We start from the raw sequence: 16263 nt of genomic DNA on the forward strand, positions 1-16263 counted from the left end.
ACATATTTTTCTCTCTGCATATAATAATTAAAATTGTATTTTGTCAGGAGTTTCACAATGGAATATCCCCAATACGATTATGCGGTCATTGGAGGAGATATGCGGCAGGTATATCTGGCGGAAGAACTGGCCCACCATCAGAACCGTGTATGCTGCTATGCCCTCATGGCCGCGCCCGACGAGCGCAGGTACTCCGATGCCTCCGTTGTAAACGCGGTTTCCGGACTTCGGGAGGCCTGTGCCGGATCCCGCTGCGTCATTGGTCCCATTCCGCTCAGTAAAAACGGTCGTGATATCAGCCAGAATGCGCTGGAGGGCTGCCTGCATCTGGATGCTCTGCTCTCCTCTCTGAACTCCGGCTGCCATTTCTTTTCCGGCTGTATTCCGGAATCTTTTAAAAATGCGGCGCTGGAAAAGGGCGTTTCTGTCCATGATCTGATGGAACACAGTTCCCTTGCTTACTACAACACGATAGCCACAGCGGAGGGCGCTTTGTGCGAGGCTATTTCCAGAAGCCCGCATAATCTCCGCCAGAGCAGTTGCGCGGTCCTTGGATATGGAAAATGCGGCCGTACACTTGTCCAATATTTAAAAGCCCTGTGCTGCCGCGTCTTTGTCTTTTCTATTGATGAACAGGAATGTGCCCAGGCTGCTGTTGCCGCCGATACTGCGATGCCCCTGGATGCTCTTTTGAAACACATCGGGAACTTTGATTTTATTTTTAACACGGTTCCCGCTTTGATTGTTACGGCGGAAGTACTGGAAAATGTGAAAAGTTCCGCCACGATCATAGACATTGCGTCCGCCCCCGGCGGAGTCGACTTTGCAGAGGCGCAGAGGCTGGGAATCACGGCCGCTCTGTGCCTTGGGCTGCCCGGGAAATATGCCCCTTCCTCCTCAGCGAAGGCGGTAAAGGAAACCATCGAATCCCTGCTCTCTCAGGAGAATACGTGTTAATATTCACGGCCTAGAGGCCGCGCATAGTAACGAATACGTCTCAAATTCATAAGGAGTGATTAAATATGTCTTTAGAAGGAAAAACAATTGGAGTGGCCCTGACGGGCTCATTCTGTACCTATGAAAAAGCATTTGAAGGAATTCAGAATCTTGTAGACGAAGGAGCTCTGGTCCAGACTATTTTTTCAGACGCTTCCGGCACCATTGACAGCCGCTTTGGCAGTGCGGAAAATTTTCTAAAAAGAGCCGAGGACATCACGGGTGTCCGCCCCATGATGACCATATCCGAAGCAGAGCCGATCGGCCCCGGCAGTCTGCTGGATATCCTCGTACTATTCCCCTGTACCGGCAACACGATTGCCAAGCTGGCGAACGGCATCACCGATACACCAGCCCTGATGGCGGCAAAGGCCCACCTCAGAAATAACAAACCGCTTCTCATCTCCATTTCCACCAACGATGCCCTTGGCATGAACATGAAAAATATCGGCCTGTTATTAAACGCCAAAAATATCTATTTCATCCCGTTTGGCCAGGATAATCCACAGAAAAAGCCCAACTCCATGATTGCACACACCGAGTTTCTGATTCCTGCACTGGAAGCCGCTTTGGAAGGACGTCAGTATCAGCCTGTCATCCTTTAAGCCTAAGACGCTTCGTCATGATTCTGAAAAGTCTGGAAGAAGATATGACATTTATATGAAAAAGGAGAAGAAAAAATGTGTGGAATTGCCGGATTTTTTAACCCTTACATGGATTACAAAGCGAATGAACCAAAGTGGAAACATATTCTGGAGGATATGAACCGCGCGCAGAAACGCAGGGGGCCCGACGATGAGGGTACTTATCTGAGCTCTCTGTGCGGGCTGGCACATGTAAGGCTCGAGATCATCGACCTGGCAACGGGGCATCAGCCCATGATCCGCAGGTCACAGAACCGTGAATGTGCGATTGTATTTAACGGTGAGATCTACAATATGGCGGAGCTGAAAGCGGAACTGATCCTGGAGGGAGCTGATTTCTGTACGTCCAGCGACACAGAAGTCATCCTGACAGGGTATATGCTCCATGGAAAAGATTATATCAAGAAACTGAACGGCATCTTCGCTATCGCACTGTGGGATTCAGTTCCCGGTGAACTCTGTCTGTTCCGTGACAGGCTGGGCGTCAAACCGCTGTTTTACACCATGACCGGGGAAACCCTTGTATTTTCCTCGGAAATCAAAGGGCTGTTTGCTTATCCCGGCGTAGATCCGGTATTGGACCGCGCCGGACTCTGTGAGATCTTTGCCCTGGGGCCTGCCAAAACATACGGCAAGGGCGTTTTCAAAGATATCCTGGAAGTTCTGCCGGGCCAGTGCATCACATTTGACCGGACCTCCTGTACGGAGGAGTTCTATTGGATGCTGGAGAGCCGTCCCCATGAAGATTCCATGGAAAAAACGATCGAGAAGACTGCGTGGCTTGTGGAGGATGCGGTCAAAAAACAGATGCTTTCCGACATCCCCATCAGCACCTTCCTGTCCGGCGGCGTGGACAGCAGCCTTGTGACCGCGATTTGTGCCAGGGAGCTGAAAAAACAGGGGAAAGTATTAAATACCTTTTCCTTTGACTTTGTGGATAATAACCGCTACTTTCGTTCCAATTCCTTCCAACCCAGCCAGGACCGGCCCTACGTAGATAAAATGGTGGAATATGCCGGTACGAACCACCGGTACCTGGAATGCTCCAATCAGGATCAGCTGGACTGCCTGTACAAAGCCGTGGATGCAAGGGATCTTCCCTGCATGGCGGATGTGGAATCCTCCATGCTGTACTTCTGCTCCCAGGTGAAGGACTACAACAAAGTCACCCTGACCGGTGAATGCGCAGACGAAATCTTTGGCGGCTATCCCTGGTTCCACAGCCGGGAAGCCTTTGAAACCGCTGCCTTCCCCTGGTCCCGCAGCATGGAACCAAGACAGACTCTTTTGGATGACTGCCTGATCCGGGATCTGCGCATGGAAGAATATGCCCGAGAAGCATACGAGAAAACAATACAGGAAACACCACGCCTCCCCGGGGACACCCCTGAGGAAAAAAGACGCCGTGAGATCGCCTGGCTCAATCTGCGCTGGTTCATGGTAACACTGCTCGACCGGATGGACCGCACCAGCATGTATAACGGTCTGGAGGCAAGGGTTCCCCTGGCGGATCACCGGATCGTAGAGTATATCTTCAATGTACCCTGGCAGATGAAATGCCCCGACGGCATTGTAAAAGGTCTGCTTCGGCACGCGGGAGAAGGGCTTCTCCCCAGCGAAATCCTCTGGAGGAAAAAAAGCCCCTATCCGAAGACATACGATCCCGCATACGAAAAACTGCTTGGTGACCAGCTGAAAGAAGTTCTGGCCGATCCCAATGCGCCAATCCACAGCTTGCTGGATACTAAGAAAGTCTATGCATTTGTAAACAGCCCGTCCGACTATGGGAAGCCCTGGTACGGACAGCTCATGGCCGGTCCCCAGATGTTGGCCTACATGCTCCAGGTCAACTACTGGCTCGCACATTATAAAATTCGATTCTAAAAAAGAGTAGGCGCACCGGGAAATAATAGCGCATAAATAAGACAGGAGACCTTACCGTTGTCTCCTGTTTTTTATGCCGAAATTCAAGTACGCCTCGGCGTACTTGCGGCGAGACGCGCGTCATGCTCCGCATGACACAATACCTCAGCACGTCTCCTCCATCCGCCGGCGGCTTTATTTTGGAAGGATATTGGACTCCCGCCAAGACAAAATTATTACTTACCCGCTGCCTATAGAGGTGGGAGTCTTATCTGCTTTCAAGATAACACTCCTTGCTAAACAGGCGGTTCACTCTCATTCTTCCCTGACAAACATAAGTACAAATCCCCCCGCCAGCAGAGCCCCGGCTATCCATATAGAATGCAGCCCAATAGCCCTGCTCATAACCGCCCCGGCCGCGGCACCAACCGCAAAGATCAATATCACAAAGTAATAATGCATACTTTTCTTTCTCAGCGTAATATCTTTTGTAATATGATACTTACAGAGCATTTCTGTGGCACTTCGCATATTGCCGATACACATGGTAGTAGCACAGGGAATTCCCCTGAATTTACGGAAACTGTTCACCTGCATGGCACAGGCAAAAGACATCAGTACATTAGCCAGTACATCAAAAGAATGCGGCAGAATCCCCACCACGGCAAGCAATATCACCTCCACAATAAGGACAATCTGCCGCCAGTGTATTCTCTGATAATCTTTATATAAATGGTGTACCCATTCCGTCACATATACTCCGCTGATAAAAGCAGCCAGCGGCATCAGATAATGCAGTGCCGTCCCCCAGTTTCCCTGGGCCAGATTCTGCCCCAGCAATACAATATTCCCTGTCTGGGCATTGGCGAACACCTTCCCTCTGCAGTTGTATGAATATGCATCCTGAAACCCTCCCGCCAGCGTCAGTAATACCGCCAGCACCATAGATTCCGACATCTGCTGCTTTGCTTTTAACTTAATCATCCGTCTAACCTCCAGCGTAAATAAAATCATATCCTCCACCATTATACGACCTTCTCCCCCAAAGTAAAGAGATTTAGGATACAAGATTTGGAATATCGGGGGCGGGGCGCCAGAAGTAAAATCTCATTTCCCGGTTGGGATCTCAGACCGAAGCAACGGATGTGCACTGGCGACGCGTAGTCGTTCATCTACAAAAATGGATTTCGTGCCGCTTGCCGAAAAGAGGTTTACTATTTTTAATATAGCGAAAAAACTCTTTTTCAACCTACTGGGGATATAAAAGTTACGCCAATTCTATTCCATCCGCTGCCCCGGTCTGGAATCCAACCGGGGAAAGAGTTCCTTCCTATCGGCGGATGAACCTAGCTTACCGTGAGCCGGGACGGACTGTGAAAAACACCTGTCCTGTTGGAAATGCTTTTAGCGAGCATAGCGGCAGTAAGAGGAAATCCGCGAAATCAGCCTGAAAAAAGCTGCTTCCAAAGCAGCTTTTTAGAACACCTGAGGCGTTTAATCATCAGATTAAACGGTGAATGTGTTCGGTTCAGGCTGATTTTGCGGATTTCCTCTTACTGCTGCTTGGCGCAGCGGCTGTATTTCCAACAGGACAGGTGTTTTTCACAGTCCGTCCCGGCTCACGGTAAGCGTCCACCCCATCCGCGCCCAAGATTAAAACTCGTTCCCTAAATTTCTTCGATGATCTGTTCTTTTAGTACAGATTGTCCCGAGATGAGTACTGCTACGATACAGATCAGGATATTGACCGCTGCCATCAGCAGAACAGTCAGCGGGGACATGCCTGCCTTAGGATGCAGGTACAGATACACATGAACCATAAAGTAATACAGGATTTTCTGTAAGATCAGGTACATCACCACCATGACAAGGCTGGAATACAGGCCGTATCTCACGCCCTCTTTTACCAGCATTTTCCGGAATCCCGCATCTGTGATACCCATGGCCCGCAGGATGCCGAATTCGTGCCTTCTTGCAGCCACCAGATACTGCATACTGTTCAGGATGTGGAGAAAACTGATTACCAGAAGAATCGCTCCCACACCGTAGAAAAACAGCATTTTCTGAGCAAGGTACTGGTTCTCTTGTTTGATCTGTTCCGTGTAATCTTTTACAACACATTTCTTAATTCCTAACACTGCCTTGCGTATCTCGTCAGATACTTTCGAGGCGTCTGCCCCTTCTTTCAGGCTGATGCTGATTGTCCGGTAACCGCTGACTCCAAAATTCTTCTCCATCTGCTCATTTGTCATGATGATATCAACCCGGTCCCTGCCGTCATCCTCTATAAATGTATCCACCTTTGCCAGCGGCCGGCTTGCTATCGCGGCTGCATGGAAGTCAGACTGTCTGTACCAAGACTCCTCTGACTTAAAACGCAGCACTTCCTGGGCAGCTTCTGGACTTGCAGGCGTTTTCAGAGTGATCTTATCCCCTGCTTTGATCTCGATTCCGTCATAATTCCCCTGCCCGTCCATGATGGTCTTGAATATCATACTGTTCTCTGCACGCATCCTGTCCGGATCAATTTCTCCCTCCAGAAGATACTCGTTCAGACCTTGAAGGAGCTCATCGTCATACCCGTATATATTTGCTTTCAGCAGATAATCATTCTCTCCGATCTGCACAGCTACGCCATTGTACTTCTCCATCAGTACCGGATCTGGTTTGATATCCCCACTGTCCGCAGTTTCGGGATAATAGGAATTCCATTTAAATGCCCCATCCAGGAATGGCACTTCCCCCAGCATATACCTGACTGCGTTCATGCTTTTGATTCCCTGTATCTGTTTCAGATCCTGAACCGTCCGCTCGGGGATGACCGTCCCTAATGCATCCGAATCTACATAGATCTGGATATCTGAACCCAGGCCGTCGTCAGCCTTGAAGGTCAGTTCATTATTAATTCTGGTATTTTCAGATACATATGCCGCCCCCAGAAAAAGCAGGCCTCCTGCGGACAGAGAGAACAGAATTCCCAGAAACGCCCCTTTTCTTGCAAACATAAACTTTTTTGTTAGAACCCCTGTGAGATTTGAAAGCTTTATGCTGTATATTTTTCGGTTCTTTCTTTTCTTCCCGCCCTCTTTGGCAAGCAGCTCCCTAAGCGTCAGTTTGTGCATTCTACGCACCAGTATGAAACTGATCAGAAAGATTAGAATAAGGAAGAATACCGCTCCTCCCGCAATGACATCTTCGGATATATAAAATGTTCCGGGGGCAGGCAGGCTCACGGCTGTCTGTCTGGTATCTCCGCTCTGGTGTACAATAAAGTCTTCCGGATACACAAAAATCTGCCCCTGGGCTCTATAGATCAGTGAAGCGGCAGCATTTCCCAGGATACAGCCCAACGGATACCCGGGCAGAAAAATCATAAATAATTCTGCCGCAAGAATACCGAATGTACTCTTCTCCCCCATTCCCACGGTCTGGAGAATGCTGTACTGGGACATTCTTCGGATAACAGATACCTGGAACAAGCTGTACATGATAAAAATGCTGAACAGCCCCAGTGCAGCCATAACGACCTTTTCGGTAAGATTCCAGTTTTCATTCAGCATGTACCAGATATAAGGCAGACCGGTCCCCTTCACCGTGACCCCCGTCTTAATCGTATTCAGCACAGACGTGCCGCCCTCTCCGCCCAGATACTTGAGCATTTGATTATTTCTTTTCAAACCGGATTTTTCAATTCCAAATGTATCTGCCATTCTTGCAGCCTGCTTATACACCTTGCGGGACTCATCAAACTTTATATAAAGAAAATCTCCATTTGTCCCGTAATCAAGATCCTTGTCAACCAGCACTTGCATGCTGTCCGCATCCGGCATGCTGGAAATGATGCCGCACAAGGTAAATTCTTCATTGTCCAGCTTCATCCGGCTTCCTATCTGCGCCGGAATATCCAGATTTCTGAGCGTGTAGGTATCCATTGCCACTTCATTTTCCTGCTGTGGATAGTGTCCCTGTTCCAGCCTGCGGCCCATGATATCCAGATAACCTGAGTCTGCATATGCCATGGTAATCTCGTAGGGCTCTTCCAGGACTTTCCGGATCGTCAGAACCCCAAACTTCTCAACTTTGTATCCCTTTCCCTCGGTATGCCCCTGAAATTCCCTGAACCATGGGAAATCGCAGCGCACATAATAATGCCAGTCTCCTGCCTTGCCTCTGGCATTTTCAAGCGTGGCATTTCTCCCGCTCCCCATCAGAGAGCCTATACCGGTAAGTATGGACGCAGAAAGAAGAATCCCCAGAAACAAAGACAGCGTTTGTTTTTTGTAATATTTTAAATAGGCAAAAGCCAGCCGGATGGTATTTTTCAATGCATCTCACCGCCTTTTGCGTAAAATTCTCTTTCGCCGTCATACAGCCGTCCGTCCTCGATACGTATCAGCCTGTCACAGGTCTGAGCAAGCGCTTCGTTGTGTGTCACCATTAAAATTGTCTGGTTATACGTTTTGCTGCTGGACTTTAAAAGCCCCATCACTTCGATAGCCGTACGGGAATCCAGATTACCGGTGGGTTCATCCGCCAGTATGATGGCTGGTTTATTCGCCAGCGCCCTGGCAAGGGCCGCCCTCTGCTGCTGGCCGCCGGACAGTTCATTGGGGTAGCTCTTTCTCTTCTCCCAAAGTCCCAGCTCTTTCAGCAGATCCTCTATATAAGCGTGATCCATATATTTTCCTTTGTCAAAAGTGACCGGAAGAGCCACGTTATCGTATACGTTAAGCACCGGCATCAGACTGTAATTCTGGAAAACGAATCCGATATTGCGGCGCCGGAAAATCGTCAGCTCTTTCCGCTTCAGCTCTGCTATATCGTGGTCCCGTATGATCACTTTCCCCTTTGTAGGTATATCAAGCCCTCCGATCAGGTTCAGCAGGGTGCTTTTCCCGCTCCCGCTTGCCCCCACAATTGCCGCGAACTCGCCCTGTTCCGCAGAGAAACTCACGTCGGACAACGCCCGGACCGGGATATCCCGGGAGCCATATACCTTATCTACATGCTGTATGTCTAAAATCTTCATCCCAAACACTCCTTTCCTGTTCATTCTGATTTTATCAGGACGTGCTTACATACATCCTACAAATAAAAAAGAAATTCTTACAAAACTGTCAGAAATCAATTTCCACAGTTCTGTAAGAAAACAGAAAAGCAGCTTCCCTTCCCATGCTCAGAAGCCACGTTCATATATCCTTTCTCCTTTTCCAGAATCAGCTTGGACAGATAGAGGCCAATCCCGGACCCATCCATATTTTCCGCATCCTTGCTCCGGTAAAAGCGTTGAAAAATCTTTGTCAGCTCCTCTTTCGTGATTCCCATCCCTGTATCCTGAAACCAGATCTCCGAATACATCTCATACCGCCTCATCCCGATCGTAATACGCCCTGACTCCGGCGTATACTTTACGGCATTCTCCAGAATATTGGCAAAAACCTCTGTAGTCCATTTGGGATTATGATACAGGAGACAGTCCGGAAAATATTCGGTCTCTATCTCAATCCCCTTACGTTGTGCCTTCTCGTAAACCAGATTCACCGCGTCAAGCAGCGTCCGGCGTATCAGTGCCCCCTCCGCCTCAAATACAATCACATTCTGCTCCAGCTTCACCATCTTAAACAGAGAATTCAGAATCCACTCCACCTTTACCGACTGCTTCTTCATCTTACCAAGGAAATTCTCCTGTTCCTCCCGTGGAAGCGATCCATCCTCCAGAATTTCCTCATACATCATAATGTTTGCAAGAGGAGTCTTCAGCTGATGAGACATATTGGAAATCAAACTCTTTACCTGCTCCTTCTCTCTCTGGGCGCTGCCCACCTCAGCCTCCAGTTTTTCCTGGATACGCCTCGCCTTCCCCGCAAGCGCAGACACCTCGCCCTCACTCAAATCCGTCTGCTCAATCCTTTTATTATCCAGAATCCGGTCCATCATCCGGTCAACTTCCTGGTAAAGTCTCTGTTTCTTCCACTTAAACCACAGCGCTGCTCCGGCGAAAACAAGAGCCAGCCCGCCAAAAATGCCCATCCACAACCATTCCATCATTCTCTACCGCCCTGTTTCAATCCACCCTCATATGCATGATCAGTCACTCATTATTATCCGATGTACTAGCTCTCTTTCCATATGTATCCCAGCCCATGCACCGTCTTAATACAGCCAGGGGAATCGGGGTTCTCCTCAATCTTAGCACGCAGCCTCCGAATATTCACAGAAACCGTATTCTCATCCACAAACCGTCCGGAACTGTCCCAGACATATTCCAAAATCTGTTCCTTAGACAAAACCTGATTCCGGTTTTCCAGAAAAAACAACAGCAGCTTATACTCCACCTTACTCAGCAGAACTTCCCCACCATCCCGAAAAACCCTGCACTCCCGCAGATCAACCCGTATCCCATTAGACTGGACAGCCTGTCCCCCATCCCGCCGCATAACCAGCCGTTTCACCCTTGCTTTCAGAACCGCAACTGAAAAAGGCTTCGTCATAAAATCATCCACCCCCAGCTCCAGAGCCATCACCTCATCCAGCTCCGTATCCCTGGCCGTCAGCATCAATACAGGCACATCACTCTCCGCCCGAATCTCCCTGCAAAAATCAAACCCACTTCCATCCGGCAAATTACAATCCAAAATAACACAGTCATACCCGCCCCCAGCCAGCATCCGCCGCCCGTCCCGGATACAAACCGCCAAGTCCGCGACATACCCGTCCGCCGAAAAAGCAAACCCAATCCCTTCCCCCAAATCAACATCGTCCTCAACAATCAACAAACAAGCCATACTCAATCCCTCACTTCACAATCCCAGCAGTCACCAACATCCACACAAAAAATCCCCCTGCTGACCATATCTCATTTTAATATTCTATCATAGTAAAAAACTACTGTAAATCCATTCCAGCAATACCATTCCCACACGTACTCCTACAACAAATTCTCCCTTACTACTTATACTTCCAATCCAACTAAATCCGCCTCCCCCAATAATACCTACCAATCCAACTTACTTCACCTTCCCACAAATTTCCGCACATCCAACTAAATCCGCCTTGCCTCGCAAATGCCCTCCTTTCCAGCCCAATCAGCCTCCCTCGTTTCATTCACTCCCGAGAAAACCACGCCCTTCCTCCCGCCCGGATGCGCCCAGCGGTTTTGGCGGACAGACGGGAAGCAGCCTTCGGGTACACATGCCGGAAGAGAATGCTCAGAGTGCATTTACGAATTCTTGAAGCAGACAGGCGGGAAAAAGGGGAGACACCGTGATTCCGAATCACGGTGTCTCCCCTTTTTCCCGCCTGTCTGCTTCCTAGAATTCGTTAATAAACGGCCGCATTTCCTTCCGGCATGTGTACCCGAAGGCTGCTTCCCGTCTGTCCGCCAAAACCGCGGATCCCTTATCCCTTCATAACCTCCCCATAAGCCATTCTCTTCTCAACTGCCTCCCCCATTTTTCCCATCTCAGCCACGTCCCCGATCAGGATAACTCCGCAAAGTCTATTATTAAGGAAGTAATACTTCTTATACTGTTTTCTCCCCATATCCTTAAATTCCACCGTCTTATACACAAGATTCGGGTTCTTCCCCGTATCTCCCACCGCATAAAGCGCGGTATTCATCCCGTTAAATGTAAGCGCCGCCGGCACCTGCTCATACTCAACTTCTTCCCCTGCCGCATTGGCGCCTGCCACTTTCCCCTGTTCCACGGCTTCCGGCCAGATTGCATAATTGACGTTCTGGTATTGCGCACAGTCACCGCATGCATATACATCCGCCATACTGGTTTCCATTCTGCCGTTCACCACCACGCCGCGATCCGTCTCCAGCCCCATCTGTTCAGCCAGCCCGATATTGGCGCGGACTCCGCTGGAGATGATAACCATATCCGCAGGGATTTCCTCCCCGCCGTTCAGCCGGACTGCAGTTACACGCTCTTCTCCCAGAATCTCCTCTGGCTGTACGCCGGTCCTGATATTAATTCCACACTCTCCGCCAATATCTTTTAACAACTCTCCCGCTGAAGCATCCAGCTGACGCCCCATCAGAACAGGCGCGATCTCCAGTACCGTAACTCTGCACTTTGCCTTCTTCATCTCCCAGGCGGCTTCCAATCCCAGTACGCCGCCGCCAATGACAACGACATTTTTAACCTTAGGAAGAAGATCGGCAATCTTCCTCGTATCCTTCAGTCTCCGGATAGCTACGACTGCTTCCTTGTCACTGCCGGGAATCGGAGGGATAAAGCACTCCCCGCCCAGAGCATAAATCAGCTTTGTATATTTCAGGCGTGTTCCATCCTCCAGTGATACCTCTTTCTCTTTTGTATCCACGGAAGCCACTTTTTTACCCAGAACCTGAACGATTCTCTGTTCCTGATACCATCTTTCATCCTGAATGGCAATCTGATCCTCATCTAATTCCGCCATGATAGACTTTGTCAGCATGGGCCGGTTGTAAGAGCGGTAAGGTTCATCAGAAATCATCACAACGGAAGCCGTCTTGTCCCGGTCACGGATGGCTTTTGCCGCCTGATAACCCGCCGCGCCATTTCCCAGAATCAGATAGAAGTCTTCCGTATCTTTTCGGTAAGAGCTCTCCTCCACTTCCACGGGAACAAAGTTTTCCTTCCCCACCCCGCAGACCGGGCAGATCTCCAGTGAGGCATCGAATATCTCTCCGCAGACAAGGCATTTTACAAGGCCGCTCTCTGCGGTTTTCTTCTTTGTATTTGGTCTGTCCAGAAGGATACACCCAAAATTATATCCAAAATCAAAGGCGTCCTGTCTGTCCGCCTGATCCGGTCTGAAACGAACCTGATACCCTTCCACCACCTGCATCCGCAGCTGTTTGAGGCGCTCTTCTATATGGGGAACGCCTTCGCCGCTCCATCCGTAACTGCCGAATACGCCTGCAAGCTTGCCGCCATGGGTAACCGGCGTCATAGCCAGCGTCAGATCCCAGATCGGTTTCAGCGCCTCCCCCACAATCGTAGGCGTCCCGAACAGAATCCCGTCTGCGAATCCCAGTTCCTCCACGGCTTTGCCCGGGTCTGCCTCTACCATATCATAAAGGCGGATATCAATATCCCCGCATTCCCGGATCCCTTCCGCAATGTTCTCTGCCAGCTCTTTTGTATATCCGTAAGCACTGACATAGGCGATAATAACGGTTTTCTTCTGATTAGGATTGCGGACGTCACACCATTTCTCATACCATTGGTAGATCTGCTCCAGCTTTGTATCCAAAACCGGCCCGTGACCGGTACATATCATCGTAATATCCAACTGACGCACCCGCTCCAACGCCTTGATCATATAGGACTTAAAGGGGCCGATGATACAGTCAAAATAATACTTCGTAGCCTTTTCATAATCCTCCCAATTCTCCACTCTGCTCAGCAGCACATCATGAAATCCATAATGAGAGCCAAAAGAATCACAGGTTACGAGGATCTGCTCCTCCTCAATGTAAGTGTACATCGTATCCGGCCAGTGCAGGTTCGGCACAGCCATAAAATACAGAGTCTTATTCCCAATCCGCATACTCTGCCCGTCTTTAACCACAATTCCCGTAAAATCCCGGTTCACGATCTCTTTCAAAAAACCGTTTGCAGTCCCGGTAGAAATAATTTTCAGATGCGGACACATATCCAGAAGCCGCTCTACGCTTCCCGCGTGATCCGGCTCCGTATGACTTACGACCAGATAATCAATCTCACTGACCGTAGTCACTTCTTCCAGTTTTTCCAGGTAATCATCCCAAAATTTCTCTTTAGCTGTCTCGAACAAAATTGTCTTATCCCCGGCCTTTAATACATACGAATTGTATGTAGTTCCAAACTCCGTATACATAATAATGTCAAATACACGCAGGGAATCATCCACAATTCCGGTCCAGTAAAATCCTTCTCTTAATTTCAGGCTTTTCATTGCACATCTCCTTTCAGGAAACAAATGTCTTTTTCTTATAATACCACAGAAATCATTTTCTTAAACCTTATAACATGATTTCCGGATAAACGTTTAAAATATGTAACAGTTCAGGCACGCTCGAACTGTCACTAAAATATACTTATAATCTTTATGAACTTAGCAATACTAATTTTACTGATTTTATTACTGAAAGGTGCCACACTCATGAATAAAGAATATTTAATAAACCAAAGGCCACTAAAGGCACTTCTTGTCTTTGCCTTTCCTATTATGATCGGAAACCTGTTCCAGCAGTTTTATACTATGGCCGATTCGGTCGTCGTCGGACGGTTTGTCGGCGAAGATGCCCTGGCTGCAGTCGGGGCATCTTATTCACTGACCAATGTATTCATTTCTATCGCCATCGGCGGCGGCATCGGTTCCTCCGTTGTTACGAGCCGACTCTTCGGTTCCCGGGATTATACGAAGATGAAACGCTCTATATCCACCGCACTGCTCACATTTCTTGGCCTGAGCATCCTGCTGGGCGCTTTCGGCTTATGGCAGAGCAGCGCAATCATGCTGTTTTTGAACACGCCGTCCAATATCATGGGACAGGCCGCAGAATACCTGAATATCTATTTTCTAGGGCTTCCCTTTTTATTTATGTACAATGTGCTGTCTTCCATGTTCAATGCGCTGGGGCGCTCCCGTATTCCGCTCTACCTGTTGATATTCTCCTCTGTTTTTAATATTCTTCTGGATATCTACATGGTATATTCCCTGGATCTCGGGGTAGCCGGAGTCGCATGGGCTACGCTTATAGCCCAGGGCATCTCTGCAATCACCGCCTTTATTCTGTTTTTGAGAGAACTGAAGGCATACCCCGCTGCGCCTACTGTACCGTACGGCAAAGAGGAACTGAAGGCAATGACCAGAATCGCGCTTCCCTCTATCCTTCAGCAGTCCACGGTCTCCATCGGCATGATGCTGGTACAGTCGGTTGTCAACAATTTTGGTTCCGAAATCCTGGCCGGATACTCCGCTGCCATGCGCGTCGAGGCCCTGTGCTTCGTCCCCATGGCCGCAATGGGCAATGCCATGTCCCCCTACACAGCCCAGAACATCGGGGCCCGCCGGTTCGACCGGGTACAGAAGGGCTATCACACTGCCTATGGGATCGTTGCCGTATTCGCCGTATTGCTCTGCCTCACGCTGCAGTTGTTTTACCGTCCGATCATCACCATGTTTCTCGGGGAAGGCGGTTCTGCACTGGCTTTGGATACCGGCATCCGCTGTCTCAGATTTATGGGCTGGTTCTATGCCCTGATCGGCCTGAAAATGATCACAGACGGTTTGCTGCGCGGAGCCGGAGATATGAAAATGTTTACCGTTGCTAACCTGGTAAATCTGGGAATCCGGGTCTGTTTTGCCGCCGCTATGGCTCCTCTTTTCGGCATTTCCATGGTCTGGCTGGCAGTCCCCATCGGCTGGACGGCTAATTATATGATCTCATTTATGGAGTACCGGACGGGGAAATGGAAAAAGCTGCATCAGCAGGAATCGGTTTCCCGGACATCAAGATAAGCACATTGGGAGGTTTTTACCTTACCCATTGTGCCAGTTCTTTCTTATACATCTTTCAGCCATTCTTGTATACATGATACGAGCCTGATTCCAGGCTTCTAAGCACGGATCACATAGCCAGCCTTCCTCGGCTTCGCCTGCCCCTGTTCCGCCGCATATCCCAGAATACAATGCCCCACGCCAATATACCGTTCCGGATCCAGGCCCCAGCCTGCCAGAATCTCTCTGCCCTCTTTCCCGTCAAACACCTCTCTCGCCCGGTGAATCCAGCAGGATCCGATTCCAAGTGAAGCCGCTGCATTCAGCAGATTCCCAATAACCAGACTGCCGTCCTCAACGCAGGTTCCCCTGGATCTGTCTGCCAGCACGACAATCACCGTAGGAGCCCCGTAAAAAGGATCGCTTTCTGTCCCCATAACCTCCGCATTCAAAGCAGAAAGCCTTCGGATCATATCCGCATCCTGCACAACTACCATCACCGGAGACTGCAGTCCCATCCCGGTGGGCGCATACATCCCTGCCTGTAGGATCTGTTCCAGAATCTTCTCCGGAACCTGCTCTCCCGTATACTTACGAATACTCCTGCGTTCCTCCAGGCACCGCAATGTTTCATTCATTCAAATCACTCCTTCATACACTCCTAAACATCACAAATGGTTCCATCCCCATTGTACCATTTATATTTCTGTAATGAAACCCTATATGCCCGCATAGCGAGCTAGTCGTTACTATGCACGGCCATAGACCGTGAATAGTAACCCCTCATCTTAAACGCTTCTCATATGCGTCAGTTCTCCCGATAATTTGGGCTAGTTTAACAGACAGCTGCTTCTTTTACAATTTTCCAACACTCTTTAGCAGTAAAAAGCCCGGATTGCCCTGCACAAATATTCCGCTGTTCCGTCTCCATAAGCCGTATCATAGTATTGGGCCATCCCCTTGTCCGTCTCATACATCTCTGCCAATTCCAACATCATAGCGCTCACATCGTCCATCTGATACAATTGTCTGGAAACAAAATCCAGCTCCCCTACAATCTGTTTTACTTCAAACGTGCTTACATCCTTTCCCTTTAATTCCGCAAGTTTTTTATAAAGTGTTTCGCTTCTTTTCTCATAGGCATTAAAAACCTCTTCCGGCAGGTTATCTTTTACCTCGTCCATTGCTTTGTCTTTGCTGCCATACCATTCAATCATCTTCTGATAATTTTGCTGCGCTTTTTCGGAGCCCGCTCTTTCCAGAAACGATGCTTTAAATATTT

At 49.1% G+C, this 16263-nt stretch carries 12 protein-coding genes; 4 read left to right on the plus strand and 8 right to left on the minus strand.

The features are described 5' to 3' along the window. Nucleotides 1-57 precede the first annotated feature (57 nt). The 3 genes from MWG26_RS19220 (at nt 58) to asnB (ending at nt 3524) form a co-directional block, all read left to right on the plus strand. A complete protein-coding gene (locus MWG26_RS19220; RefSeq protein ID WP_025656017.1) occupies nt 58-957 on the plus strand; it encodes a dipicolinate synthase subunit DpsA in 900 nt (299 codons plus the stop codon). A gap of 65 nt (nt 958-1022) precedes the next feature. Beyond that, nucleotides 1023-1601, plus strand: a complete 579-nt coding sequence (locus MWG26_RS19225; protein ID WP_025656016.1) for a dipicolinate synthase subunit B — start codon at nt 1023-1025, stop codon at nt 1599-1601. A gap of 75 nt (nt 1602-1676) precedes the next feature. Next, nucleotides 1677-3524 (plus strand): asparagine synthase (glutamine-hydrolyzing), encoded by a 1848-nt coding sequence (gene asnB, locus MWG26_RS19230; protein ID WP_025656015.1) that lies wholly within the window; start codon nt 1677-1679, stop codon nt 3522-3524. 294 nt (nt 3525-3818) lie between these two features. Here asnB and MWG26_RS19235 read toward each other — a convergent pair whose 3' ends face one another. The 6 genes from MWG26_RS19235 to MWG26_RS19260 form a co-directional block, all read right to left on the minus strand. Next, entirely contained in the window at nt 3819-4487 is a 669-nt protein-coding gene (locus MWG26_RS19235) for a YoaK family protein (protein ID WP_044926935.1), read from the minus strand. 683 nt (nt 4488-5170) lie between these two features. Next, nucleotides 5171-7828 carry an ABC transporter permease gene (locus MWG26_RS19240; protein WP_025656013.1) on the minus strand — a complete coding sequence of 886 codons (2658 nt, stop codon included), beginning with the start codon at nt 7826-7828 and terminating at the stop codon, nt 5171-5173. Continuing rightward, nucleotides 7825-8532, minus strand: a complete 708-nt coding sequence (locus MWG26_RS19245) for an ABC transporter ATP-binding protein (RefSeq protein ID WP_025656012.1) — start codon at nt 8530-8532, stop codon at nt 7825-7827. The genes MWG26_RS19240 and MWG26_RS19245 overlap by 4 nt, the downstream gene beginning before the upstream one ends. A gap of 95 nt (nt 8533-8627) precedes the next feature. Continuing rightward, the gene (locus MWG26_RS19250; RefSeq protein ID WP_309295992.1) at nt 8628-9551 is read right to left on the minus strand and encodes a sensor histidine kinase; all 924 of its coding nucleotides are present in this window, start codon (nt 9549-9551) and stop codon (nt 8628-8630) included. Nucleotides 9552-9616: 65 nt separating this feature from the next. Further along, a complete protein-coding gene (locus MWG26_RS19255; protein ID WP_025656010.1) occupies nt 9617-10288 on the minus strand; it encodes a response regulator transcription factor in 672 nt (223 codons plus the stop codon). A gap of 613 nt (nt 10289-10901) precedes the next feature. After that, entirely contained in the window at nt 10902-13433 is a 2532-nt protein-coding gene (locus MWG26_RS19260; protein ID WP_025656009.1) for an FAD-dependent oxidoreductase, read from the minus strand. A 153-nt stretch (nt 13434-13586) separates the two neighbouring features. Here MWG26_RS19260 and MWG26_RS19265 point away from each other — a divergent pair, with 153 nt between their 5' ends. Next, a complete protein-coding gene (locus tag MWG26_RS19265) occupies nt 13587-15002 on the plus strand; it encodes an MATE family efflux transporter (protein ID WP_117440599.1) in 1416 nt (471 codons plus the stop codon). A gap of 98 nt (nt 15003-15100) precedes the next feature. On the opposite strand, the gene MWG26_RS19270 is transcribed toward MWG26_RS19265, so the two are convergent. Beyond that, nucleotides 15101-15619 (minus strand): nitroreductase family protein, encoded by a 519-nt coding sequence (locus MWG26_RS19270; RefSeq protein WP_025656007.1) that lies wholly within the window; start codon nt 15617-15619, stop codon nt 15101-15103. Nucleotides 15620-15856: 237 nt separating this feature from the next. Next, on the minus strand, nt 15857-16198 hold the full coding sequence (locus tag MWG26_RS19275) for a TipAS antibiotic-recognition domain-containing protein (RefSeq protein ID WP_244062766.1): 342 nt from the start codon (nt 16196-16198) through the stop codon (nt 15857-15859). Between the last annotated feature and the right edge of the window lie 65 nt (nt 16199-16263).

The organism is Faecalicatena contorta (assembly GCF_022835095.1).
Taxonomy (GTDB): domain Bacteria; phylum Bacillota; class Clostridia; order Lachnospirales; family Lachnospiraceae; genus Faecalicatena; species Faecalicatena contorta.

Excerpts from the sequence above, each read along its gene's own strand:
- MWG26_RS19265 (WP_117440599.1), top strand. The coding sequence starts at position 13,587 with ATGAACTTAGCAATACTAATTTTACTGATTTTATTACTGAAAGGTGCC.
- MWG26_RS19275 (WP_244062766.1), bottom strand. The coding sequence starts at position 16,198 with ATGATTGAATGGTATGGCAGCAAAGACAAAGCAATGGACGAGGTAAAA.
- MWG26_RS19260 (WP_025656009.1), bottom strand. The coding sequence starts at position 13,433 with ATGAAAAGCCTGAAATTAAGAGAAGGATTTTACTGGACCGGAATTGTG.
- MWG26_RS19225 (WP_025656016.1), top strand. The coding sequence starts at position 1,023 with ATGTCTTTAGAAGGAAAAACAATTGGAGTGGCCCTGACGGGCTCATTC.
- MWG26_RS19270 (WP_025656007.1), bottom strand. The coding sequence starts at position 15,619 with ATGAATGAAACATTGCGGTGCCTGGAGGAACGCAGGAGTATTCGTAAG.
- MWG26_RS19250 (WP_309295992.1), bottom strand. The coding sequence starts at position 9,551 with ATGATGGAATGGTTGTGGATGGGCATTTTTGGCGGGCTGGCTCTTGTT.
- MWG26_RS19235 (WP_044926935.1), bottom strand. The coding sequence starts at position 4,487 with ATGATTAAGTTAAAAGCAAAGCAGCAGATGTCGGAATCTATGGTGCTG.
- asnB (WP_025656015.1), top strand. The coding sequence starts at position 1,677 with ATGTGTGGAATTGCCGGATTTTTTAACCCTTACATGGATTACAAAGCG.
- MWG26_RS19245 (WP_025656012.1), bottom strand. The coding sequence starts at position 8,532 with ATGAAGATTTTAGACATACAGCATGTAGATAAGGTATATGGCTCCCGG.
- MWG26_RS19220 (WP_025656017.1), top strand. The coding sequence starts at position 58 with ATGGAATATCCCCAATACGATTATGCGGTCATTGGAGGAGATATGCGG.
- MWG26_RS19255 (WP_025656010.1), bottom strand. The coding sequence starts at position 10,288 with ATGGCTTGTTTGTTGATTGTTGAGGACGATGTTGATTTGGGGGAAGGG.